Consider the following 25,506-nt stretch of genomic DNA (forward strand, 5'->3'; position numbering starts at 1 on the left):
TCTAAGGTACTGAGATTTTTACCTTAATTCTGTAAAACAAAGTCCCCTTTTCATTTCTGAAAGGGGACTTTGTTTTTAAACCTCACTATTTAATAGGTATACTCGAATGTTTCATCTCCACTTACCGATTTGATTAAATAGTTATCACTATTGTAAGTGTTTGTATAAGTTGTCGTTCCTTCTATGACATCTCCTGTCTTTTCAGTTATTTTTGTCATATTATTAAACGAGTTTACCTCTTTATCAAAAATCTCAGAGTCAAGTAATAATGTATATCCTACTATACTTTTGAAAGGATTATTTTTAGTATCATATTCAACTATCTCAGTTAAATCATCAAATTCTGCTTTAACTATATTTCCATTAGCATCTAATGTAAGAATGCTTGACGAATCCTGTGTTTCTTCCTCAGTCACAGGTTCAATTAGAGTTGTAACTGTCGAAATTGTCCCATTTGCATTATAAGTGTAAGTCTTTTTTTTGCTAAGAGAGTTTTCAGAATCAACTTTCAGAGTAGATTGTAATTTATTGTTTTCATATGTAAAAGTTGTAGTATTTGTGTGTACTTTACCTTCATAAGTTTCTTCATAAACTGCTTTTGTAATTAAGTTACCAGTATAAGTAAATACCACCTCCTCTCCACTATCGTAAGTTAAGCTAGTTATTTTATTGCCATCATAACTATATGTAACAGTGCTGTTTTCTGAAGGATTGGATGCATATGTATATTTTTCTATTTTAGGCAAAAGCACGTTTTCTTCTACTGTAGGATCAATTTCTGTACTCGAACATGAAGTCAAAATAAGCGACAAAGCACTTAGAAGGCATAAAAAGTTTTTCATTTGATAAATTTAATTTATTTAACAATCCTACAAATAAAGGAAAACCAAACTTAAAAACCTATCCTCATTTTACAATTAAAAGCCCGAATAATTATTAAATAAATTATTCGGGCTTTCGTATTATTATTTTTTAAAAATTACTTCAAAAACTCAATTGCTTTAGATAAAGCTTCTTTAATCCCATCAGCATTTTTACCTTTTCCGGAAGCGAAGAAAGGCTGCCCTCCTCCATTTCCTTCAATATATTTTCCTAATTCTTTGATTACTGCATTTGCATTTAGACTTTTAGAAGCAACCAATTCTTTAGCGATATAACAATGAATATTCGGCTGTCCCTCTTCTACAGAAGCTAAAAACACAAACGAATCTGGTTTTGAACTTCCTAATGCCGAAGCTAAATCTTTTGTAGAAGCCATGCTCAAATCTACTTGTTTGGCAAGGAAATTTACACCGTTTACTTCCTGAAAATCTTTCTCCAGTTCTGATTTTAAAGCCCCTACTTTTTCTTTTAGCAATTGCTCAATTTGTTTCTTCAATTTAGCATTATCATCCTGCAAAGAAGCAACAGATTTTAAAATATCCTGTGGATTTTTAAGTGTTTCTTTTATCTCTGCCAATGTATTTTCCTGGTTTAGATAGAAGTTTTTCACTGCATCGCCCGTGATCGCTTCAATACGACGAATTCCAGCCGCAACAGCACCTTCAGAAATAATTTTGAAGTGCCAGATATCTGCTGTGTTCTTTACGTGAATACCACCACATAATTCTTTACTTTCTCCAAATTCAATCATACGGACGTTATCACCGTATTTTTCGCCAAATAAAGCCATTGCACCTTTGTCTAACGCTTCCTGAATCGGAATATTTCTATGTTCAACCAATTGCAATTGCGCTTCAATCTGAGCGTTTACAGAAGCTTCAACCTGTTTAATCTCTTCATCAGAAACTTTGCTGAAATGTGAGAAGTCAAAACGCAGATAATTTGGATTTACCAATGATCCTTTTTGCTCCACATGCGTTCCTAAAATACTTCTCAAAGCCAAATGCATTAAGTGGGTAGCGGAGTGATTTTTTGAAGTTGATGTTCTTAAATCTGTATTTACTTTTGCCACAAAACCTGCTTCTACATTCTCAGGAAGTTGTTTTGCAAAATGCAAAATTAAGTTGTTTTCTTTCTTGGTATCAATGATTTCAATTGTTTCGTTTGCAGAAACAAGCGTTCCTTTGTCGCCAACCTGTCCTCCTCCTTCCGGATAAAATGGTGTATTGTCTAAAACAATTTGGTATAGAATTCCATCTTTCTTAGAATCAACTTTACGAATTCTGGTAATTTTTACTTCGTTTTCTGTTTGATCGTAACCCACAAATGTTTCTACATTCCCGGGGATCAAAACATTCCAGTCTTCTGTAGAAACTTCAGAAGCTGCACGGGAACGTGTTTTTTGTTTTTGTAATTCAACTTCAAACTCTTCTTCCTTATATGAAAAACCTTTTTCTTTTAGAATAAGGGCTGTCAAATCTTTCGGGAAACCAAATGTATCGTACAATTCAAAAACCTTAGCGCCGGATACTTCTTTTCCTGAAGTTTCTGCTACCACATTTTCCAGCAATTGTAATCCCTGGTCTAAAGTTCTTAAGAAAGAAGCTTCTTCTTCACGAATTACATTGGTAACCAATTGTTGTTGTGATTTGATTTCCGGGAAAAACTCTCCCATTTGATTTGCCAGAACTTCTACCAATTTATTGATAAATGGTTCTTTTGTATTTAAGAAGGTAAATCCGTAACGAATAGCACGACGCAAAATTCTACGAATTACATAACCCGCTCCGGTGTTTGATGGCAACTGTCCGTCTGCAATTGCAAAAGCAACCGCACGCACGTGATCTACAACAACACGAATGGCGATGTTTGTTTTATTTTGCTCTTCACTGATGTTTTTTACTTCATCAGATGTATATTTTAAACCTGTAATTTGCTCTACTTTTTCGATAAGCGGTGTAAAAACATCAGTATCATAATTTGATGTTTTTCCCTGCAAAGCCATACACAAACGCTCAAATCCCATTCCGGTATCTACGTGTTGGGCAGGAAGTTTTTCTAATGATCCGTCAGCTTTACGGTTGAATTCCATGAATACATTATTCCAGATTTCAACTACCTGAGGGTGATCATTGTTTACTAAACTTTTACCAGAAACTTGTGCTTTTTCAGATTCCGGACGTAAATCAACGTGAATTTCAGAACAAGGTCCGCATGGTCCCTGATCTCCCATTTCCCAAAAATTATCTTTTTTATTTCCAAGTATAATTCGGTCTTCATCGATTAATGTTTTCCAGATATCCCAGGCTTCCTGATCAAAAGGGACGTTATCTTCTTTGCTTCCTTCAAAAACAGAAACATACAGATTTTCCTTTGGAATTTTATAGACTTCTGTCAAAAGCTGCCAAGCCCAGTTGATTGCTTCTTTTTTGAAATAATCTCCAAAAGACCAGTTTCCTAACATTTCAAACATGGTATGATGATAAGTATCAAAACCTACATCTTCAAGATCGTTATGTTTTCCTGAAACACGAAGACATTTTTGCGTATCGGCTATTCTCGGGCTTTTTGGTGTTCCGTTTCCTAAAAAATATTCTTTAAACTGGGCCATTCCCGAGTTGTTGAACATAAGAGTTGGATCGTCCTTAAGAACGATTGGAGCAGAAGGAACAATTAAGTGTCCATTGCTTTTAAAAAAGTCTAGAAATTGTTTACGTACGTCTTGTGATTTCATATTTTATTAATGTTCCAATTTGATAATATGTCAATTAGATAATTTGAAAATGTGCCAATTTGATAATTTAAAAATAAAATTCATAGTTTAAAACAATAAACTACCCAATTAATACATTATCTAATTATCTAACTGACTCAATTATCTAATTGTTTTATTCTTGAAAAAAAGCCTTGAACAACTGAAACATTTATTAAATTTGTTCGACTAACTTGTTTTACAAGCTGCAAAAATAGGGTATTTTAAAATATGGCGAAAGTAAAATATTATTACGACTCAGAAAATCTGGCGTATACGAAAATAAAAACCAAAAAAAGGATTAAAATTGGTTACGCCATGTTGTTTTTACTGGCTTCAGCTCTGTTTGGCTTTTTAATTTTTGTGCTTTTAATTAATACACCCTATTTTAAAACGCCAAAAGATCGTTTACAAGCCAGGGAAATTGAGAACCTGAAATTGCAATATGCTATTCTGAACAAAAAAATGGACCAGATCAATGATGTGGCAGAAGCAATAGAAGACAGGGACAATAATATTTACAGAGTATATTTTAATAAAACGGAAATTCCGGATTCGATACGTAAATCTGGTTTTAAGGACGTGAAAAGATACAAGGATCTGGAAGGTTATAATAATACACAGTTGGTACTGAATACAACAAAACGAATTGATAAACTTTCTAAACAATTGGCTATCCAGTCAAAATCGTTAGATGAAATATTGAAGCTGGCCAAGTTAAAAGGAAATTTATTATTAGCAATTCCTGCCATTCAGCCAGTGCGAAATGAAAATTTAAAGCGTATTGCGTCAGGTTTTGGATATCGTATTGACCCTTTCACGAAAGTGCGAAAAATGCATAACGGAATGGATTTTACAGCTAATACGGGATCTCCTGTATACGCTACCGGCGACGGTGTTGTGGCAAGGGCTGACAATACAGCGTCAGGTTTTGGAAATCATGTAGTCATCAGGCATGGTTTTGGATATGAGAGTTTGTATGCCCATTTGAGCAAATACAACTGCAGACCCGGACAACATGTCAAACGGGGTGATGTTATTGGATATGTTGGCAGCACAGGAAGATCTGAAGGCCCTCATTGTCATTATGAGGTACATAAGGATGGGAAAGTAGTGAATCCGTTGAATTTTTATTACGGAAATATTTCGGCGGTAGAATATGTGGCTATTGCACAAATGGCTAACCTGGAAAACCAGTCATTAGATTAATCGTGTAAAAAGTAGTAAGTTTGAAATAAATATAGAAAAATAAAAATCATGCATATTGAGCTTTCTAAAGATAAAAGATATTTCAGCATTGGTGAAGTTGCCAAAGCTTTTAATGTCAATGCATCTTTAATACGTTTTTGGGACAGCGAATTTGACATCCTGAAACCAAAAAAGAATGCGAAAGGCAACAGAATGTTTACTCCCGAAGATATTACCAATTTGCAATTAATTTATCATTTGGTCAAAGAGCGTGGTTTTACACTTGAAGGAGCAAAAATACATCTAAAAGAAGGACAAAAGAAAACATTAGATAAATTCGAAATAATACGTAAATTAGAATCCATAAAAGCAGAATTAAACGAAATCAAAAACGAATTATAACAATAATATCAAAAACTAGAAATAAACTTAAATTAAAACAAACATGAAGAAAGGATTAATAATTCTTGGAGTTGTAGCTGTAATTGTTATTGGATTATACAGCTGGGCAAGTGGGATTTATAACACTGCAGTAACACTTGACCAAAATGTGAAAGAAAGCTGGGGAAATGTCAACACTGCTTATCAGAGGAGAAATGATCTTATTCCTAATTTAGTTAGTACTGTAAAAGGATATGCTGCACATGAAAAAAGCACTTTAACAGCTGTAATTGAAGCTCGTGCTAAAGCCACAGGAATAACGATTGACCCAACAAATGTTACTCCAGAACAATTAGCTGCATTTAATTCAGCACAATCAGGAGTTTCTTCTTCTTTATCTAAATTATTGGTAAGTGTTGAGCAATATCCAAATCTAAAAGCTGACGCTAGCTTCATGAAATTACAGGATGAATTGGCCAGCACTGAAAATCAAATTTTAACTGCCAGAACTCGTTTTAATGAAGCCGTTAAACCTTACAACAATAACATAAATACTTTTCCAAGAAATATACTTGCCGGAATGTATGGACTTAAAGAAAAGCCATATTTTGAAGCTTCTACAGGTGCTGATAAACCGGTTGAAGTAAAATTCTAAAAAAGAATTTAATCTAAAATAACAACTATCCCGATAGCTATCGGGACTAAAATAATTTCAAATGTCAAAAGTAGAAGATTTTTTATCCAAAGAAGAAGAGCAGGAAATTGTTGAAGCTATTCGTATGGCTGAAGAAAATACTTCTGGCGAAATTAGAGTACATATAGAAAAAACAACTTCTAAAGACCCTTTTGACAGGGCTTTAGAAGTTTTTCATGAATTAAGGATGGATGAAACCCAACTTCAGAACGGGGTTTTATTTTATTTTGCCATAGAAGATAAAAACTTTGCAATTTGTGGCGACAAAGGCATAAACGATGTTGTAGCAGATGATTTTTGGGATTGTACCAAAGATAAAATGGTGGAACAATTTAAGGCCGGAAATTTTAAACAAGGTATTGTTGATGGTATTTTGAACGCCGGCGAACAATTAAAAAAGAACTTTCCGTGGTCTGAAGGTGATACAAACGAATTAACAAACGAAATTTCAAAAGGTTAAATGATGAAAAATTCCAAAAATAAAATATCAAATTCCAAAAGAATTTTTCAGTTTACACTTTTGTCTATCGTCTTTTTTATCACAAATAGTATTTTTGCTCAGTTTACTATTCCCGAGAAACCAAGTTTTCAGACTTCTGTTTATGATTATGCCAATGTTTTAAGTGCTTCTGAAAAATCACAATTAGAAGAAAAACTAATTCGTTACTCAGATTCTACCACAACTCAGATTGTAGTTATTACAATTGAAAGTTTAAAAGGGGAAGATGTTAGTCAATTAGCTACAAAATGGGGACAAACCTGGGGAATTGGAGGAACTAAGCAAGATGATAATGGTGTTATTATCTTATTGGCTAAAGCCGAAAAGAAAATTGCCATTAATCCCGGATATGGTGTTGAAGATCGATTAACAGCCGGAATTGGCGGTACAATAATTAGGAATATTATCATTCCTGAATTCAAAGCAGGAAGTTTTTACAATGGCCTTGACAAAGGAACCGATGCCATAATTGATGTTTTTAAAGGAAAATTCAAAGGAGAAAGAAAACAAAATAAAGCTAAAGGAAATAATTTTCCGATATTACCTTTTATCATAATTGTTGTAATTGTTTTAATTTTACTATCTCGAAATAAACGAGGCGGTGGAGGAAATTCAGGCAATAATAGCGGTGGTGGTCCAAGCCTGATGGATGTAATTCTTCTAAGCAGTCTTGGCAGAAGCAGCGGTGGATTTGGCGGTTTCGGCGGAGGATCATCGGGAGGTGGTTTTGGAGGCGGAGGCGGAGGCTTCGGCGGTGGTTTTGGCGGCGGCGGATTCTCTGGAGGAGGTTCTAGTGGAGGCTGGTAAAACAAGTCGCAGTTTTCAGTGACTGTTCTCACTTTTAAAATTCATAATTTATAATTCATAATTAAAATAGATGTTATCACATAAAGCAAAATACGCCCTTAAGGCCTTACTTTATTTAGCTGAACAAGACGAAAATCACATTTCTAAAACTATAGAAATTGCTGATGGTGCCAATATACCTAAAAAGTTTCTAGAGCAAATTTTATTGGATCTAAAACGTGGCCGTTTTGTGAGCAGTAAGCAGGGGAAATTTGGTGGATACTATCTGATAAAATCTAAAAATGACATTACTTTGGCCGAAATTCATCGTTTATTTGACGGTGCAATTGCGCTTTTACCTTGTGCTTCGTTAAACTTTTACGAGCCATGTTCTGATTGCAAAACCGAGTCTGAATGCAGTCTGCGACACGGTTTGATGTTAATCAGAGACAAAACTTTGAATGCCATGGAAGGCATTACTATTGCTTCACTGGTAAACAAATAAAAAAATATTTTCTTAATCCCTAGTAAATCGATAGAATTTGTGTATGTTTGCAAAAAATAATTAACAAACCATTACAAATTTTTAATCCATGAAAGTACATTTTAATCCATCAGGTGTATTAGAAAATTTTTTGCAAAGAAATCAAAATAGCGGTTTAAAAACTGCAAACCATTTTTCATTTATAATGTGTAGCATGTGTAGGTAAAAAAATTTTTAATTTAAATTCTACTAATCACATATACTTAATATAAAAATGAAAACATCTATAAAAAATATATTAACAATACTATTCTTTTTAACCTTCTCAATCTCATTTGCACAAAACATAGAAGGTGTAGTTACAACAAATGAAAATACACCTTTGATAGCAGCAAATGTTGTAATAAAAGGTACTACTTACAGTACAATTACTGACGAAAACGGAAAATTTAGCATTGATACCCAAGGAAGACTTCCTCTGACACTATTAGTGCAATATGTTGGTTATACAACATCAGAATATAACGTGAATGTTTTACCAGCAACTCCATTACAGGTTGTCCTTAATGAAGAAAACAGACTTGTAGAAGTTGTTGTTTCTTCAAGACGCCGTATCGAAAAAGTGCAGGATGTGCCGATCGCTGTTTCTGTTATTACAGGAAAGCAGGCAGAACAAACGGGAGCTTTTAATGTGAACCGCATCAAAGAACTTGTTCCGTCTGTACAGCTTTATTCTTCAAATCCAAGAAATACCGGAATCAACATAAGAAGTTTGGGTTCTCCTTTTGGTCTTACTAACGATGGTATTGATCCTGGTGTTGGTTTTTATGTAGACGGTGTATATTATGCACGTCCGGCTGCAACAACGCTTGATTTTATCGATGTAGAGCAAATAGAAGTTTTGCGTGGGCCTCAGGGATCGTTGTTTGGTAAAAACACGACTTCGGGAGCTTTTAATATTACAACACGTAAACCAAGTTTTACTTCTGGTGCAGACTTCGAAGTGAGTTACGGAAATTATTCTTTTTTACAGGCTAAAGCATCTGTAACAGGGGCTTTGAGTAAAAAAATTGCGGGTCGTCTTTCTTTTTCAGGAACTTCTCGTGATGGTTTGATTGACAATGTTGCTACAGGAAGAGCTACAAATACATTAAACAATCAGGGTATTAGAGGTCAATTGCTTTATACTCCATCTGAAAATACAAATATCATCTTAGCTGCAGATATTACGACACAGCGTCCGGACGGATATGCACAGGTTGTTGCCGGTGTTGCTCCAACGCAAAGAGCGGCTTACCGTCAGTTTAATGCTATTATAGCCGATTTAAACTATCAGTTGCCAAGTCAAAATGCGTTTGATCGTAAAATTGATCAGGATACTCCATGGCGTTCTAATCAGGATATGGGAGGTGTTTCTTTAAATATTGATACTAAAATCGGCAGCGGAACATTAACTTCTACAACAGCATGGCGTTTTTGGAACTGGGATCCGTCAAATGACAGGGATTTTACAGGATTACAGGTTCTTGCAAAATCACAAAACCCTACAAGACAAACTCAGATCACACAAGAAGTACGTTATGCAGGTCAGCTAACTTCAAAAATAAGTGGCGTTGCAGGTGTATTTTTTATCGATCAGACATCTCAAACAGATGGCACAGAAGAATCTGGAAATGCGCAATGGCGATTTGCTCAAAGTTCGACAAGTGCGTTATGGAAGACCCCGGGGCTTTTTGAAGGATACGGGATTAAAACCGATGCAAGAATCAGAGCATCCAGTGCGGCAGTATTTGGACAGTTAGACTGGGCTATTACAGATCGCCTTCACGTTTTACCAGGTGTACGCTATAATTTTGATAAAAAAGATGCAAGTTATTCCCGTACTACTTATGGCGGATTACAAACTACAGATCCTGCATTGCTTGCCTTAAAAAAACAAGTTTACTCTGATCAGGCATTTGATTCAAGTACTGATAATACAGACTTTTCAGGAAATATAACAGTTTCTTTTAAGGCTTCAGATAAAATTAATGCGTATGCTACTTATGCAAAAAGTTATAAGCCAGTGGGTGTGAATGTGGCCGGATTACCAACAGATTCAAAAGGGTTGCCTTTACTAGACCTTGCTGTAATTAAACCGGAAAAAGTAAATCATTATGAAGTTGGGGTAAAAACTTCACCATTTAAAAATTCAATTTTCAATTTAACATTCTTTCAAACAGAAATTAAAGATTTTCAAACCAATGTTCAGGCAGCTGAATTAGGTGTGAATCGTGGTTATCTTGCTAATGCAGACAAAGTTGAAGTTAAAGGGGTCGAATTAGATGCCAGTTTTGTTGTGAGTCAGCATTTGACTATAAACGGTGCTGCAACGTATACCGATGGTAAGTACGTTAAGTTTACAAATGCCCCGCTTCCGTTAGAAGAAACAGGAGCTCCGGTTTCGTTTAAAGATGTATCCGGATCTGCTTTGCCGGGCGCTTCAAAATGGGCAGGATCTTTGGGTGGAGAACTTTCTGATCAGGCAAGATTCTTTGGGAATGCAGGTAAAGTTTTCCTTGCAATTGATTCTTATGCTCGTTCTGAATTCTCATCAAGTCCTTCTGCTTCAAAATATTTAGTGGTACAAGGGTATGCAATTTTTAATGCTCGTGTTGGTTTCCGTGCCACACAAGGTTTATCTGTTCAATTTTGGGGAAGAAACCTTTTGAACAAAGATTACTATGAGCAATTATTGCCTGCCGGAGGAAATACAGGTCAATACGCTGGTGTATTAGGTGATCAGAGAACGTACGGTGTCACTTTAAAATATTCGCTATAAAGCAATAGTTAATAAATTTGCAACTAAACGGGGTACATTCTGGCAATGTATCTCGTTTTTGCATTTGTAAATATTGAAAATCACAAATTTGCTCTAAAACCCAATTTAAAAATCAGTCTTCCTTATTTAAGTACTCTCTGTTTTGTATATATTCGCAGCCTGAATTTATACAATAAATGAAATTCTTCAAATTAGTACTCTTTTTAGTCTTTACAAGTCCATTTTTGTTGGCGCAGACAAAAACAGATCAACAAACACTAACCTGGATACGGTATTATAATATTTTTCCTCTTACCCAAAAATGGGCATTGCATTCTGAGTTTGACAACAGGAGCTTTGTTAATCCTCTTCATGAAAATCTTTTTGTAATAAGGCTTCAAGGGCGTTACAGGGCAAATAAAATTATAGATTTGGGAGGCGGATTTGCTTATTTTAATGTGAATACGCAGGATCCTCATGCTGATCCGGATTTCTCTGTACCTGAATACCGATCACAACAGGATATCACTTTTATTAATGATATTGCCAAAATTACTTTTCATAACCGGTTTCAGTTAGAAGAACGTTTTATTCAAAAATCCAATAAAACCGAATTGCTGAATGATTTTTCCTTTTCTTTTCGATTCAGATACAGATTGCAATCGACATTCGACCTTTGGAAAAAAGAAAAAAAGAGCCTGAAAGGAACAATTTCTGATGAAATTATGTTTAACCATGGAAAAGATAACCGAAAAAACACTTTTGACCAGAATCGCTTCTACGCTGCCTTGCGTTATCATTTTAATCCTAATCTTGGTTTAGAATTAGGATATTTAAAAAGTTACCAGAGACGCTCGAGCGGGATTGATTTTTACGATCGTGACATAATCCGTTTTACAGTTTATCATAGAATCGATCGGCTTAAAAATTAAATTCCAAATTCCAATTCATACAGATGTTTTGCTGCAGATTATTTCCAATCTGCAGCAAAATCATTTATTATTTAAACATTAAAATTTAGAAATCACCTTTTTGTTTTCTCCCTTTTTTTTCTGATGATGCGAAATTTCCAATTTTATAGGAAAGAGAAAACATTACATATCGTTTTAAAACAGTATTTTCTTCATCACGAATAGAAGTTGCTGAGATAGTTCTAGTGGCACTTAAATTTTGATTCAGAACATCATATACTTTTACTTTTGCATATAACTTTTTATCAAAAAAGCCATAGGATAAACTGGTGTTCCACAAATAAAAGTCTTTTTTGAAATCACTGGAAATATTTGAATTATAATTGTATCCGAAATCATTTCCGAAAATTAAATTTGCAGGCCAGTAAGTAGTTGTCTGCAGATTAATTCTGTGTACTACGTTTGATGTTGCGTCTCTTGTATAATTCTCGTACTCTGTTTGATTATATGATAAACTATAAGATGGTGAAATCGTGAGTAAATCTCCATATTCATAAGTCAGATAAACTCTTGGCGTTACTGCTGTCGATTTTGCGTTATAAATAACCTCATTTGTATATCCTTTATCAAAAGAATAACTTCCATTTACCCCAAGTCCATATCGTAAAACGTGAGCATCTTTTTTGATGGACTGGTTCCAGTTTGCTCCAACAGATGCAATGTATGTTCCTGATATATTGGCATAAGTTGTAGTTCTTTTTCCGCTGTCATCAAAAACTGATGTCGAAACTACATCATTGTTATAGTAATCTCCTTTTAGATAGACGCTGTAACCGGAACGTGTTCGAAAATCAAAATTTTTAAAATCTATACTTGCAGTATTTTTTTCAATAGGATCAAGATCAGGATTTCCAATTAAGGTATTTAATGGGTTGGTGAGGTTCAAAACCGGCATAAGCTGAACTGCAGACGGCAGCGCATTTGAATAATCATATTTGAAAGTCAGATTTTTAGAACGGCTGAATTTATATCTTAACTGAATATTTCCAAAAGGCAATGCGTATTTTTTATTCAGATCAGTCTCTTTGTTCAGGTACAAAGAGTAATTATCATAACCAATAAGAGATGTTTTAGAATTCATGTTTAATGTAAACTTACTCTTCTGCCACGTAATTCCAAATTTTGGACTAATTGCATTTTGGCTTGAAGTTGTATAATTGGTAAGCGACAGATTTAGATCAGAATATGAATTTGTAGCGGCATCAAAATTAAATGTCTTTGCATCGTTTACAGTATTTGTCCAGTCAAAATCAGAACCAAATCTAATTCTTAATGAATCTGTGACCGGTTCAGTATATTCTACATCAAAAGAATAGGCATCAGAACTGCTGTTATTTTTGCTGTTCTGGTTTCTTTCGTCATCTGGTTTGGCATCCTGATAAAAAATGGTTTCAGAAACGTTTATTCCGTTTGAGTCACTTCTTGAATTACTGTTATTAAAAACAATACTCAAATTACGAGATTTTTTATCAAAAGCTTTATTAAAATTGATACTGTTCGTAAAATTGGTATTCGAACTTTCATTATAAGAATCAGACGTACTTTCGTTTAATGCTGCACCACTTTCGTCTTCAGAAAAAGTCGAAGAAAAAGATTTACTGTTAGAATGAGATTCATTCAGTTTTGGAGCCACAACAAGTCTGGTGGTCGGATTGATTTTATATTCTAATTCAAAATTAGCATTGTTGCCTGTATTCTCATTTCTGGTTTTAGAATCTGATGAAGTCAGGATATTCCCCGTAGGCAAAAAATTAATCTGATCTGATTTACTTTCGTTTTTGTTGATCGAGTTCGAAAAATTATAACTGCTCATGAATTCCAGATCTTCTCTCCAGTCATCAGAATAATTAATTCCTACCAGGTTCGACTGGGTTATGCCCTTTCCGCCTCCCGAACTTTTAGCATTTCCTTTACTGTTTCTGCCTCCTCCCATATTATCAAAAACCTCATCTTGCGAAAACCCGGAAGAATTAATATTATTTGATGACGCCAGGACACTTATTTTTTGTTTGTTTTTAAAGAAATTTAAAATCAGGCTGCTTTCATATCGTTCATCAGACCCGTAACCGCCAAGTATTTTACCAAAGAATCCTTTATTTTTCTTTTCGTCAATTGTAATATTTATACTCGAATAATCTGATGTAGATTCTTGTTTTGAAAGTTCTTCCTTTTTGGTTTTATAATCAGAAACCTGAATTTTTTTGATGATTTCTGCCGGCAGATTTTTTAAGGCAATGGCACCATCTTTATCAAAAAAAGTTTTACCATTTACCAAAAGCTGGGTGACTTCCCTCCCATTTACAGTAATTTTTCCATCATTATCCACATCAAATCCGGGCAATTGTTTTAATAAGGTTTCAACATTTGAGTCTGGCCGCACTTTGTATGAGGCGGCATTAAATTCCAGAGTATCTTTTTTGATTGTAATTGGGGCGGCTTCGGTTTTAATAACCACATTATCCAATGCATTCACACTTTCAAGCAAATACAATTTTCCAAAGTCCTTGCTTTCCAAAAGGCCTTTTTCTTCTTCATAATAAGGCTGATAGCCCAGATAATTTACTTTTAGAAAAACCGGCTTATCGTATTTTTTTGTATTGATACTAAAAAAGCCATTTTTGTCTGTAGTAGCATATTCGAGTATCGTAGAATCTTTTACAGTTGTAAAATATACAGTAGCCATTTCGAGCGGTAATTGTGTGTTGAGATCAACCACAGTTCCTTTGACAATAATATTATTCTGTGCATTTGCCGAATAACATAAAATAAAAAACAGTAGGGAAGAATATAATCTGGTCATAAAATTGGGTTAGTTAGAATGGTAAGACTAAAAAAGTTACGAAAGGTTTAATTGTATTTTTTACATTTATTTTTATTTTTTCTTTATTCAAAAAAAATGCCATAAAGCAAATACCCTGAAAACAAATAAAACTCATTGATTTACAATATATTAACTTCTAAAAAAAAGGGTTAAACAGCCCTCTCAAAAACAGTATTTAGCCTAATATCTTTCTCATTAAAATACAAAAACTTTGCTATCTCAATTTTAAAACAAGGAGATTTTCAGAAAATCCTTAAAAGAGTATGACAGAGAAGCCGAAAACTGATTAAAGTAGGCAATTTAAAAACAAATTATCATGAGAAATATTTTAAAAGGTTCCTTAAGAGGACATGTATGCGAAGATTGTATTGAGTCGATATCAGATGTTGAAATTTTATTTTATCTTCCGTACAGAAATGAGACCCCGGCTAATTCGACTTCAAACATAAAAGAAACATTTCATTTGGTTTTAAAAGACGAAGTAAAACAAAGGGAAAAATTACTCATTGGTAAAGCAATGACTGACAAAAATGGAAATTTTGAATTTGAAATTTCTGATCAATACCTGAGAGGAGATATTGATATTGATTTTATTTGCGGTACAGTTCCTCCAAAGCCTCCAAAACCAAAAAGAGACGAAATACTGCAATTTCACATCACCACTATATCTGTACGCGAAGAACTTGAAAAACAAGCACAAAGTCAAAACTACAGATGGGAATACACTATTGCTTATAAATGGTGGTGTTATATAAGAGGTCATTTTTTTGATGCATGGGTTATTTGCGGTCACCTAATGAATTGCAAAACAAATGAACCAATTGCAAATGCAACAGTTACCGCAATGGATGCGGATTTGCTTACTGATGACAATTTAGGATCTGCGACAACAGACTCTCACGGGCATTTTAGAATTGATTATTCTTCAGCAGATTTTAAAAAGACATTTTTATCGCCTTGGATAAACATTGAAACCGATCCGGGTTTTCTTTCTTTTCAGAGTGGTCCAGATGTTTATTTTAAAGCTGAACTATCAGAAACAATATTGGTAAACGAAACGAAAGCAGACGCACGCAAAAATGTTGGTTATTGTTTGTGTGTGAATTTATGTTCTGAAATAGCAGTAACCGATCCCGGAGAAACTTTTCCAAGTGCGTGGACCGGAATTGGGGCTAAATTTAGTTCTTCATACGGAACAAGTGCACCTGATTTTGATGCTGAAGGTTACGCCAGTTCTGATAAAAATGTGCTATTTTCAACAATAAATCTGACTGGGCAAGCGGCTTTAAGATCTGCTGCAGGAAATCCTATTGAGTACCGTTTTTCTGTAAGTGATGCAACTCTCCCAAACGATGATGCAAATAATCCTCCGTTAGCAGGTTTTACCAAAATAGTGGGGTTATATCCTAATTTATTTGCCTCAAGCGTTGTTTCAAAATTAATCCGAAAAGTGTATTCTCCTATTCTTAATCAGATTTCTGTGTCCAGTCACCAGACTGATTTTGATACTGAGGGATGGTTTGACGTTAACCATGCGATTGACAGAGCACTTGTAAATGCAGGTTTAACACCGGCAGATCTGTCTCTATATAATATAATTGAAGAAGACACATTGATTTCTATGAATACGACAGCGTTAACCACTGCTCCAAACGTGCCAGACATTTTTGACGCAGGACAGCCAATTCCTGAGGCAAATGAAATTGGGGTGGAAAAATTTGCAATCCGTTTTGAGATTAGAGAAGTAATCAATAAAGCTGCAAGTCAATTTGGTGTTATCAATGGCGGAAAAATATTGAATTCGGTCATTATGAACAATAACCCAATTTACAGAAGACTGGCAATTAAAGAGCTGGAAGAAACTACACTTTGTAATCCTATTAGCGGTAACGTGACTGCGAAATATACTTTGTATCATCCCTATTTAGCATCTGGCAGCTTACATCTCAACAATAATAGCCTTACTATAGACAGAGACATTGCTGATGGTACAATAAATACAACATTAGTAAAAAGGATAAACAACAATTCTCCTCTTAACGCTCCACCGCCTAATAATTTGACCCGTTGTACATACACTTTAAAACTATATTCTTCTACTAAAAAACATAACGGAGACGATGGTGACTCTGATGGAGGCACACCACTGGAACAATTGTTCTTCTACGATATTTAAAACAAAGTATTATTAAATCAAAAAAGCAACATTCCAAAGTTTGAAATGTTGCTTTTTTATTGATTATAAATCAGAGGGTTTTTTTCAAAACTTCATGTTATAAATCTTGTACACAAATACTTAAATATCCTTGGTCCCTGGTAATGGTGATTTAAAATCGGGAACCAATATTGTGGTCTGTAACTTATTGCTTGCAGGTATTTTATCAGAAACTATAGTATAAATAGTATTAGTACTTTCACCGTTTGTCACCTCTACTGGAACTTCATACTCAGCAACTTTTTCTCCTTTATCATCAAAAATATTAATAATATGCTTTAATGCTGCACCATGAGAAGTATAGTAACCATCAAGATAAGTTATGGCACTATTAGCTTTATCAACTACCCTAATTCCGGTACCACTTCCGCCGACAAATTTAGTTTCCACTTTTGCCGTATAGTTCCAATTTTTTAATTCGTCAGACAATTTAAACACCGATATAACACGACCATTTATTGGAATTAACGTAAATGAAATAGGGGTATTAATACCTGCTACTACATTAATTATTTGCGCATTTGATTCGTAATTTACCATTGCAGATCTTGCTTCCCATTTTATAAATAAGTCATTTACTGATAATGTGCTCGACTCACCTGTCCAAGTGCCGAAAATACCATTTTGGCTCATCTCATTTTCTATAACAGAATTAGCCGTGACTGTAAATCTAGAAACTCCTGTACTAAAATTTCTAATTTCAAATCCATCTGCAGCCCCAATAGTATTATCAGAAACTATATTAAAATTAAAAATACTAGCAAGTCTGGTCAAATCCATTATACCTCCATTTATTTTATCTTCGCTGTTAGGAATCCAAGGCTGAGCTTTAATCTCCACTGAATTAACAGTAACCGGAAGCGTTCCGCGTTTTACATCTTTGCCTGTAATGTTACTATTTTGAGAATTGAGCTTAATATTCATCGATGTTTCTTTACTAACAATTTCGTCAGGTTTTGTGCCATCTTCCGAGCAACTTACTAAAGCAAATAATAATAAACCTAGCAATGTAATTTTTTTCATGAATTTTTCTTTTAGTTACAGCAAATTTCATCTAAAATAATATTAAACACAAATCATTTTATTTAATTTAACAATATTATTACTAAAAAAATGCGCATTAGAGTGCCAAAATATTATTGCAATTGTAGTTTTGTAAAACAAAAAAAGCAACATTCCAAAGTTTGAAATGTTGCTTTTTCTTCTAAAAGAAAATTTTATTTCTCTCTGATATAAATATCAATTGGCACTCCCGAAAAATTCCAATTTTCTCTAATCTTATTTTCAAGATATCTTTTGTATGGCTCCTTAACATATTGCGGCATATTGGCAAAAAACACAAATTGTGGTGTTTGAGTTGGCAATTGCATACAATATTTAATTTTTACATATTTACCTTTTGTTGCCGGCGGCGGATAAGCTTCAATTACTTTCAACATATATTCGTTGAATTTTGAAGTTGCAATTCTTTGTTTTCTGTTTTCAAAAACCTGAACTGTTGCTTCAAGCGCTTTCAATAAACGTTGTTTTGTCAACGCCGAAACAAAAAGAATTGGCACATCTGTAAAAGGCATTAATTCTTTCTTGATTTTCTCTTCGTAATCACGCGTAGACATGGTATCTTTTTCTACCAAATCCCATTTATTTACCAGGATTACAACACCTTTGCGGTTTTTTTCTGCCAGCCAGAAAATACTCTGATCCTGACCTTCAAATCCGCGGGTTGCATCAATTACCAGTATACAAATATCTGCATGCTCAATTGCTCTTACAGAACGCATTACAGAATAAAATTCTAAATCTTCTTTTACTTTTGCTTTACGGCGAATTCCTGCTGTATCGACTAAGTTAAACTCAAAACCAAAACGGTCAAATTTTGTATCAATTGCATCACGAGTCGTACCTGCAATATCGGTAACCATGAAACGTTCTTTACCAATTAAGGCATTGATAAAACTTGATTTTCCAGCATTTGGGCGTCCTACAACGGCAAAACGAGGCAAAACTACTTCTTCCTTAACTGGCTCTGGTTTTTCCGGGAAAGAGTCAATCAAAGCATCTAACAAATCTCCGGTTCCGCTTCCTGAAATACTGGCAAATGTGAAATATTCTCCTAATCCAAGGTTATAAAACTCCACTGCATCTTTCTCACGCATGGCGTTATCTACCTTATTTACAGCCAATAAAACCGGCTTTGTTACTTTACGCAACAATTTCGCCACTGTTTCATCCATTGGTGTAATTCCTTCTTCTACATCAACAACAAAAATAATAACATCTGCTTCGTCGATAGCAAGCTCTACTTGTTTACGAATTTCACCTTCAAATACGTCATCAGACCCGCGAATATATCCGCCGGTATCAATTACAGAAAACTCTTTTCCGTTCCACTCGCTTTTACCGTAGTTTCTGTCTCTGGTAACTCCAGAAACCGAATCTACAATAGCTTCTCTTCTTTGTATCAGCCTATTAAAAAGGGTTGATTTCCCTACATTAGGTCTTCCTACTATCGCAACAATGTTATTCATTTTTTTGAATTTTAGTCCCGAAGCCTCGGGATTAGATTTAAATTTCAGATTTCTAGTTTCCCAAAAACCTAACATCTTGGAATCCAAAATGCTTTATTTTAATTTTTTGCAAAGGTAGTCTTTTTTAGTTTGCAGTTATCAGTTTTAAATATTCCTTAAAAAACTGCCAAAACTGTGACTTTAAACCGAAAAATGGCTACTTTTTGGGAGCTATTCCTGCTATCCGTTTCAATCTTTTGTTCCACTAAAGCTTCACAAAAGGATTTCCACTTCTATCAGGGCTAAAGATTAAAACTATTTATATCGAAGTTAAACAAGATTTACATTTCATAAATAATTCTTTGCTTATTTTTCTTTTCGGTTTTAAATGCCTTTTCCATATCATGAAGATTATACAAACCTTTTTTTGTCTTATTTTCTAATTCAAATCTTAAATCAGACAATTTTTTATAATACTGTTTACCAATTTCAACAATCTCTTCATCTTTTTTTCCAAAGACCTTATTATTCAAATTGAAAAACAAATCATTCAAAACCTCCAAACTTTGTGCTGTTTCGGAATCTATCCAAAGACTTTTATTAATAGCTAAGAATAAATTTGTTTGGTATTCCAAAAATTTATTTTCTCCTTCACCGAATATTACATGATAAGGTAATTTATCATATCCTAAAACCACAGCTTTCAACAATGATAGTTGAATTTCAATATGTTCATATGCAACAAGTCTTTTTTTCAATATCTCTTTATAATACTCATTTTTAAAATCAAGTTTTTTAAGCCTTATAGATATAATATAAGAAACAATTGCCGATACGATTGTAGCAATAATTGAACTTGTCAGTATTAAATTCAAAGCTTCCATTTTATTTAATTTTATTATGCGTGAGGGATAGAAGTGGAAATCCTTTTGTGTAATGAAATGGAACAAAAGATTGTGACGGATAGCCCGGCCCGGAGGGACACGCCCAAACCATATTACTGATTATAACCAAATCGTTTCAACATATTAGCGTTGCTTCTCCAGTTTTTGTTCACTTTTACAACAAGTTCAATGTGAATTTGTTTTCCGAAGAACTTTTCTAAGTCAGCACGAGCATCGGTTCCCACTTTTTTCAAGGCTGCACCTTTATGCCCAATGATAATTCCTTTCTGAGTCTCGCGTTCTACCATAATGATTGAACGGATTCTGATAATTTTTTCATCTTCAAAGAATTCCTCTGTCACGATTTCAACCGCATACGGAATCTCTTTGCTGTAATTCAACAAGATTTTCTCACGAATTGTTTCGTTTACAAAAAAACGTTCTGGTTTGTCTGTTAACTGATCTTTTGGATAATAGGCCGGAGATTCTGGTAATAATTCGATGATTCTTCCAAAAACTTCCGGTACATTAAAATTCTGCAATGCCGAAATCGGGAAAATCTCTGCATTTGGCACTTTTTCTTTCCAAAATGCCACTTGTTCTTCTAATTGTTCCTGATTTGAATTATCAATTTTATTCAATAATAACAAAACCGGAATTTTAGCATGAATGATTTTATTAAAGAAAGCTTCGTCTTTTAAGTCCTGCTCCCCTATCTCGACCATGTAAATTAAAATGTCAGCATCTTCAAAAGCTGATTTGACGAAATTCATCATCGATTCCTGCATTTCGTACGCCGGCTTGATGATACCAGGTGTATCTGACAAAACCAACTGAAAGTCTTCTCCGTTTACGATACCTAAAATTCTATGACGTGTAGTTTGTGCTTTTGATGTAATAATGGATAATCTTTCTCCAACGAAGGCGTTCATCAGGGTTGATTTTCCAACATTTGGATTTCCGATAATGTTTACGAATCCTGCTTTATGTGACATTTGCATAATATTTAATTCTGCAAAGGTAGTCATATCAACCCAATACAGAAAATAAAACATTTTTTAAAGTTTTCGTTGTTTTTCTCAAAAAACGGCGTATCTTTGCACCCGAAACATCGCGGGATAGAGCAGTAGGCAGCTCGTCGGGCTCATAACCCGAAGGTCACAGGTTCGAGTCCTGTTCCCGCTACTAAGATAAAAAGCTTCAGAGAAATCTGGAGCTTTTTTGTTTTAATCCTTTATTATACTAAATCTAAATCCTTTATAGTTAGCGTTATGAGTTGGATTTTATGCTTTTGCAAGTCTTCGAAGTTTACTATTTTCAGTTATTAAATATAATTGGAATAAATCATCACCATATTTATATTTTTTGCCGTGTCTTTTAATGGTAGCCTTTTCTTTCTTTAAGAACTTCGAGTTTATAAAGTCTTTAGTACAAAATAAATTTAGTCCATGAAAAAATATTGTTTTACCATTAACATTCAAATGTCCGTCATTTGATTTTACATTTTCAAGACTATACAAATTATTCTCATAATTGATTTCAAAAAGACATTCGTTACCATCTTTGTAAAAATTTATATGGAATTCTTTTACTTCGTTATTAGTCACTTCATCAGCGTGCTTTAAATATTTTTCAAGTTCTTCCATCATCATTTTTGATTTAATAGCATTTAAATTCTCCGTAGATTGAGAATTGTTTTTCCCATTAGTACAAGAAAAAAATAATATAAAAACAAATAAAAATCTGTACATAGTTTTTTTGAGTATTTTTATTGTTTATAACGTTCTAATACAATAGCTGATTTAAAATAAATTAATTCTATTCTTCGGATTTGCCAAATCATTACAAATACAAAACCAACTTTCCATTAAGCCAATTACCCAAATTCGTTGTAGTAGCTGTTGGCGTCGTTATTTTATTTTAGAATGATTTGTACGTTTCCCAATTTTCATCTTTTCTGTTGTAGCTAGTTAATTCGTATTTTGGATATTTAGCTTTTAATTTTTCTAATCTCGAATTAAATTCTCCAACGTTTTTTGTATATAAAACAAACTCTCTAAATCCTGAAGTTGTAATTATAGTAGCAACAATTGAATTCAAATCATTTTCATATGTTTCAAAAATATCGTCTTCTAAATCATTCAATTCTGGTTCGTTTCCAATATTTGGCAATCCATTTTCATCGGGAAATAATAGTTTGAATGCAATTCCACAGCTAATAGAATAATTGCTATTCCCCGCTATTTTATCAAGCCCTGCATTTTTTCGAACCAACATATGATTTCCGTTGTTTTCACCACTTAAAACACTCCAGCTTTCAGGAATTTCTGTTATTATCTCGTTAGAATTGTTTACTGCTTTTTTACCAAATATTTTATCAAATATTCCCATTTCTTTATTTTTTATTTTTCTATTTTTTTTCTCCTATTTTCTTACAATGACGCCTAACGTTGTGGAACTACAGCAGATTTGGGACTAAATTAAGTCCATTCTTCGGATTTGCCAAATCATTGCAAATACAAAACCAATTGTCCATTAAGCCAATTGTCCAAATTTGTTTTAATAGCTGTTATGCATTGTTTATTTATTCCACTAAACTTCTAAAATATCCTTCGGCAATATGTCCTTTTTTTTCATACATATTTTGCTCAATAATTTTAAACTTAATTTTGCCAAACAAACTATCCCCGGTCTTATATTTTGGCTTGTCAAGTACAAGTTCTTGGTAAATAGTTTTGTAAGTTTTTTTATTTTTAGGATCTGTCGAACATTCCGACAAATAAGGCTTTATAGCATAAATGTTTTTATCAACAACGATATTAAAACCGCTACCTCCAATCCCATTAAATAAACCTATTTTTATGATTAAACTTCCTTTTTTGCCAAAAAATCCATCATCTACCATACTCCTACAATTATTCCATTTTGAAGATTCTAAGCTTTCATCTTTGTAACTTCTGTAAATGACACCACTTGTTTTTTTTCTCAAAGTATCATTATTCATTTTTTCATTAAAATTAAAAACCTCTTTTTGATTGTTTAACTTTTTGATTTGGAGATTTTTTCTTAGAGTTTTGTCTACAATGAGAATATTTGATGGCTGTTTATCTTGAGTTGTGCAGTAACAGAAAAAAAGTAGGATAAAGGTGGAAATTACAATCTTCATAATTTTATATTTACCATTCTGGTGTTTTAAGTAATGCCTACGTTCTGGTACTACAGCTGGCTGGAACTAAATTAAGCCCATTATTCGGATTTGCCAAATCCTCCCAAATACAAGATCAACTTTCCATTAAGCCTATTGCCTAAATCCGTAGTAGCTGTTAGCAAAATGTTTTTTACAATCTCGCCTTTTTGTCGTTATATTCTATTTTTCTGTTTTGGTCATTTTTTATTTCACTCCAATCTATTGAAGGCTGAAGTTTTTTTAATGCTTCAATATCTCTTTCAAATTTATTGTTTAATTTAACAACAGTATCACCGTTTTTTGCGTAATCATTAAAAGTTATATTTCCAATATAAGTAATTTCTCCTTTTTTTATTTCGTAAGGAATTAAAAATCCCCCTGTTCTAACATTGTATTGTCCTGCAATCATTCCACTATTATGAAATAATCTCACACTAGGAATTTCAGAAACACCAACGGGTCTTTCAATTGCGAACAAATAGGTTCTTCCTTCGTCTAATTGTCCGTTTTGACTTCTATTTACTTGAAATTCTTGTGATGTATTATTTGTAAGTCTAAAAAAATAGCCATTAAAATTTGGTTTGTTTGTTGGAAATGTCACAGAACCTACAAGCAATCCTTTTTCAGAAGATTTAGAAAAATTCATAGGTGTTGTTGGTAAACTTGCAACTGCGCAACTCTGAACAAAAATAAGTGATAAAAATAATACGATTGATAAAGTAATAATTTTAAGTAATTTGTTTTTCATTTTGTTAAATTTATTTGTTTATTATTTTCTGCTTTTTCGCAAAAAAACACCTATAAACCTGTATATCTACCTGACATTATACAACTTAAGTAATTTAAATTAAGTCGCTATATCTGACAAATACCAGTCTTTATTTGTTTCAAAAATAGGATTTTTATTTTTGTTTAAGATCGCGGTTTAGGCAAATTTCTGTCGTACATAACAATAGTTCCTGCGACAGCCACATTCAGGCTTTTTACCGATTTAAATTTTACCAAATGATGGCATTTAGCTATAACTTTTTTGGATAGGCCATGATCTTCTGCTCCTAATAAATAAACACAACGTCTTGGATGCTCAAAAGTCTCTAAATCAGACGCTTTATCGTCTAACTCAACTCCAACTAATCGTGCGCCTTTAGGTAAGTTTTCAAAAAAAGCTTCAAAAGTATCATAATGAAAATAAGGAATTGCTTTTACCGCATCATGAGTATCACAGGCTTGTTTAGCATATCGATTACCAATGGTGAAAATAAAAGTAGCGCCTAAGTTCTGCGCTGATCTCCATAAAACACCCAAATTTTCAGGCGTTTTACCATTTTGTATTCCAATCCCAAAATATTCATTTATAAAATTATCATTCATACGGGCAAAAGTACAAACTGTACATACATAAATCAATTTTTATTGATTTGAAAGAAAGATCTCGTATCTGGAGCTTTTTGTTTTATATCTCTTTTTTCAAAAGTGTTTTTGTCTTGACTTGTATTACAGGTGTGAAGCATGATATCTTATTATTTTTATTTGCATAGCTCAGGAAGTTTTTACAATAAAACAGGAACGTATATGACTTTTTTTTTTAAAAACCAAAAGAATATTCTTTCAAAAAAAAAATAATCGCCAAAATAATTTTTAGCCTTCACGAAAGTTAGCATTTTAATAAAAAATCATTTCTCATGCAAAACAAATAATTATTAATCAAACAAATAGATCTCGGTTAACCCGACTTATTTACAAATAATGATTCTGAATATGATATTTTGAGAATCACCAAAATAACTTTTGAAGAAAATATTTTTGTGTATTTTAAAATTAATTGCATTTTTGCACCCGAATAGAAAAACAGGCCCGTTCGTCTATCGGTTAGGACGCATGGTTTTCATCCATGTAAGAGCGGTTCGATTCCGCTACGGGCTACTAAAAAAAAGCTTCAGAGAAATCTGAAGCTTTTTTGTTTATAAATCTAACATAACCGGAACACATTTAATTCAACTGTTCTGTAGTCTTTATCCTCAGACAATGTTCTGTTCCTAAATAAAGAGGATTTCCATGTTTTTCAGACCAAAATCCATTCAATACATCTTTTGTAATACATCGGTAAACTGCAACTCCTTTATATGTTTTATGATCTTCTCCCTTATAACTAAAATTGATTACCAGAATATTATCTTTAAAGAAGCCGTGCCCTTTTTGCTCCTGAGAATCATTAATCAGCCAGCGGGCAATAACCAGGTTATTCGAATCTAAAGATAAAGTCAAAATTCCTTTATAATTTATTTCATTGCCTTCTTCCTGATTACTTCCGGAAATGGAATAAGTGCCGATTAGATTTTGTATAGTCATTTATTTTCTGATGCAGGAATTAGGAATTATTAAAGGCAAATTTAATTATTATCCTATTCTTTGTCTTCTTCTCCAAATCAAAAATCAATATTTTTTAGATTTTCCC

22 protein-coding genes and 2 tRNA genes are annotated in these 25,506 nt (G+C 33.5%); 11 read left to right on the forward strand and 13 right to left on the reverse strand.

The genetic code is table 11. The annotated features are described in order from the left end of the window. Positions 1-89: 89 nt before the first annotated feature. Both JOD96_RS10485 and alaS read right to left on the reverse strand, forming a co-directional pair. Positions 90-812, reverse strand: a complete 723-nt coding sequence (locus JOD96_RS10485; protein WP_209564219.1) for a hypothetical protein — start codon at positions 810-812, stop codon at positions 90-92. A gap of 167 nt (positions 813-979) precedes the next feature. Then, positions 980-3,616 carry an alanine--tRNA ligase gene (gene alaS / locus JOD96_RS10490; protein WP_209564220.1) on the reverse strand — a complete coding sequence of 879 codons (2,637 nt, stop codon included), beginning with the start codon at positions 3,614-3,616 and terminating at the stop codon, positions 980-982. A gap of 249 nt (positions 3,617-3,865) precedes the next feature. Between alaS and JOD96_RS10495 the strand changes: the two genes are divergently transcribed. From JOD96_RS10495 to JOD96_RS10530, 8 genes are all read left to right on the forward strand, one after another. Then, entirely contained in the window at positions 3,866-4,843 is a 978-nt protein-coding gene (locus tag JOD96_RS10495) for a M23 family metallopeptidase (protein ID WP_209564221.1), read from the forward strand. A 48-nt stretch (positions 4,844-4,891) separates the two neighbouring features. After that, on the forward strand, positions 4,892-5,224 hold the full coding sequence (locus tag JOD96_RS10500) for a MerR family transcriptional regulator (RefSeq protein ID WP_209564222.1): 333 nt from the start codon (positions 4,892-4,894) through the stop codon (positions 5,222-5,224). A 43-nt stretch (positions 5,225-5,267) separates the two neighbouring features. Next, complete coding sequence (locus JOD96_RS10505) at positions 5,268-5,858, forward strand: LemA family protein (RefSeq protein WP_209564223.1); 591 nt, start codon at positions 5,268-5,270, stop codon at positions 5,856-5,858. Positions 5,859-5,919: 61 nt separating this feature from the next. Then, positions 5,920-6,357 carry a TPM domain-containing protein gene (locus JOD96_RS10510; protein WP_209564224.1) on the forward strand — a complete coding sequence of 146 codons (438 nt, stop codon included), beginning with the start codon at positions 5,920-5,922 and terminating at the stop codon, positions 6,355-6,357. A 3-nt stretch (positions 6,358-6,360) separates the two neighbouring features. Next, a complete protein-coding gene (locus JOD96_RS10515; RefSeq protein ID WP_209564225.1) occupies positions 6,361-7,203 on the forward strand; it encodes a TPM domain-containing protein in 843 nt (280 codons plus the stop codon). Between the two features lie 70 nt (positions 7,204-7,273). Then, positions 7,274-7,687, forward strand: a complete 414-nt coding sequence (locus JOD96_RS10520) for an RrF2 family transcriptional regulator (RefSeq protein WP_209564226.1) — start codon at positions 7,274-7,276, stop codon at positions 7,685-7,687. A 253-nt stretch (positions 7,688-7,940) separates the two neighbouring features. Then, positions 7,941-10,487 (forward strand): TonB-dependent receptor, encoded by a 2,547-nt coding sequence (locus tag JOD96_RS10525; RefSeq protein WP_209564227.1) that lies wholly within the window; start codon positions 7,941-7,943, stop codon positions 10,485-10,487. 176 nt (positions 10,488-10,663) lie between these two features. After that, positions 10,664-11,398 carry a DUF2490 domain-containing protein gene (locus tag JOD96_RS10530; protein ID WP_209564228.1) on the forward strand — a complete coding sequence of 245 codons (735 nt, stop codon included), beginning with the start codon at positions 10,664-10,666 and terminating at the stop codon, positions 11,396-11,398. An 85-nt stretch (positions 11,399-11,483) separates the two neighbouring features. Here JOD96_RS10530 and JOD96_RS10535 read toward each other — a convergent pair whose 3' ends face one another. Then, positions 11,484-14,237: an outer membrane beta-barrel protein gene (locus JOD96_RS10535; protein WP_209564229.1), complete on the reverse strand. Its 2,754-nt coding sequence runs from the start codon at positions 14,235-14,237 to the stop codon at positions 11,484-11,486. A gap of 337 nt (positions 14,238-14,574) precedes the next feature. Here JOD96_RS10535 and JOD96_RS10540 point away from each other — a divergent pair, with 337 nt between their 5' ends. After that, the gene (locus JOD96_RS10540) at positions 14,575-16,434 is read left to right on the forward strand and encodes a hypothetical protein (RefSeq protein ID WP_209564230.1); all 1,860 of its coding nucleotides are present in this window, start codon (positions 14,575-14,577) and stop codon (positions 16,432-16,434) included. A gap of 120 nt (positions 16,435-16,554) precedes the next feature. Here JOD96_RS10540 and JOD96_RS10545 read toward each other — a convergent pair whose 3' ends face one another. The 4 genes from JOD96_RS10545 to era all read right to left on the reverse strand — a co-directional run bounded on the left by JOD96_RS10545 (position 16,555) and on the right by era (position 20,859). Next, positions 16,555-17,496 carry a hypothetical protein gene (locus tag JOD96_RS10545; RefSeq protein WP_209564231.1) on the reverse strand — a complete coding sequence of 314 codons (942 nt, stop codon included), beginning with the start codon at positions 17,494-17,496 and terminating at the stop codon, positions 16,555-16,557. Between the two features lie 194 nt (positions 17,497-17,690). Continuing rightward, entirely contained in the window at positions 17,691-19,001 is a 1,311-nt protein-coding gene (gene der / locus JOD96_RS10550; RefSeq protein WP_209564232.1) for a ribosome biogenesis GTPase Der, read from the reverse strand. A 320-nt stretch (positions 19,002-19,321) separates the two neighbouring features. After that, positions 19,322-19,864 carry a hypothetical protein gene (locus JOD96_RS10555; protein ID WP_209564233.1) on the reverse strand — a complete coding sequence of 181 codons (543 nt, stop codon included), beginning with the start codon at positions 19,862-19,864 and terminating at the stop codon, positions 19,322-19,324. A 113-nt stretch (positions 19,865-19,977) separates the two neighbouring features. Then, positions 19,978-20,859, reverse strand: coding sequence for a GTPase Era (gene era, locus JOD96_RS10560; RefSeq protein WP_035685094.1), 882 nt, complete (start codon positions 20,857-20,859; stop codon positions 19,978-19,980). 117 nt (positions 20,860-20,976) lie between these two features. On the opposite strand from era, the gene JOD96_RS10565 reads away from it, so the two are divergent. After that, positions 20,977-21,049: transfer RNA gene (locus JOD96_RS10565), tRNA-Met, on the forward strand. A gap of 98 nt (positions 21,050-21,147) precedes the next feature. Here JOD96_RS10565 and JOD96_RS10570 read toward each other — a convergent pair. The 5 genes from JOD96_RS10570 to JOD96_RS10590 all read right to left on the reverse strand — a co-directional run bounded on the left by JOD96_RS10570 (position 21,148) and on the right by JOD96_RS10590 (position 24,422). Continuing rightward, the gene (locus JOD96_RS10570; protein WP_209564234.1) at positions 21,148-21,615 is read right to left on the reverse strand and encodes a hypothetical protein; all 468 of its coding nucleotides are present in this window, start codon (positions 21,613-21,615) and stop codon (positions 21,148-21,150) included. Between the two features lie 169 nt (positions 21,616-21,784). Then, positions 21,785-22,255: a DUF695 domain-containing protein gene (locus JOD96_RS10575; protein WP_209564235.1), complete on the reverse strand. Its 471-nt coding sequence runs from the start codon at positions 22,253-22,255 to the stop codon at positions 21,785-21,787. A 193-nt stretch (positions 22,256-22,448) separates the two neighbouring features. Further along, positions 22,449-23,030 (reverse strand): hypothetical protein, encoded by a 582-nt coding sequence (locus JOD96_RS10580; RefSeq protein WP_209564236.1) that lies wholly within the window; start codon positions 23,028-23,030, stop codon positions 22,449-22,451. 172 nt (positions 23,031-23,202) lie between these two features. Beyond that, a complete protein-coding gene (locus JOD96_RS10585; protein WP_209564237.1) occupies positions 23,203-23,799 on the reverse strand; it encodes a hypothetical protein in 597 nt (198 codons plus the stop codon). 164 nt (positions 23,800-23,963) lie between these two features. After that, a complete protein-coding gene (locus tag JOD96_RS10590; protein WP_209564238.1) occupies positions 23,964-24,422 on the reverse strand; it encodes an RNA methyltransferase in 459 nt (152 codons plus the stop codon). 480 nt (positions 24,423-24,902) lie between these two features. Between JOD96_RS10590 and JOD96_RS10595 the strand changes: the two genes are divergently transcribed. Then, positions 24,903-24,974, forward strand: a tRNA-Glu gene (locus JOD96_RS10595). Between the two features lie 66 nt (positions 24,975-25,040). Here JOD96_RS10595 and JOD96_RS10600 read toward each other — a convergent pair. Next, the gene (locus JOD96_RS10600) at positions 25,041-25,400 is read right to left on the reverse strand and encodes a hypothetical protein (RefSeq protein WP_209564239.1); all 360 of its coding nucleotides are present in this window, start codon (positions 25,398-25,400) and stop codon (positions 25,041-25,043) included. Positions 25,401-25,506: the final 106 nt, after the last annotated feature.

This window comes from Flavobacterium sp. 1355 (assembly GCF_017833415.1).
In the GTDB taxonomy this organism is placed as follows: domain Bacteria; phylum Bacteroidota; class Bacteroidia; order Flavobacteriales; family Flavobacteriaceae; genus Flavobacterium.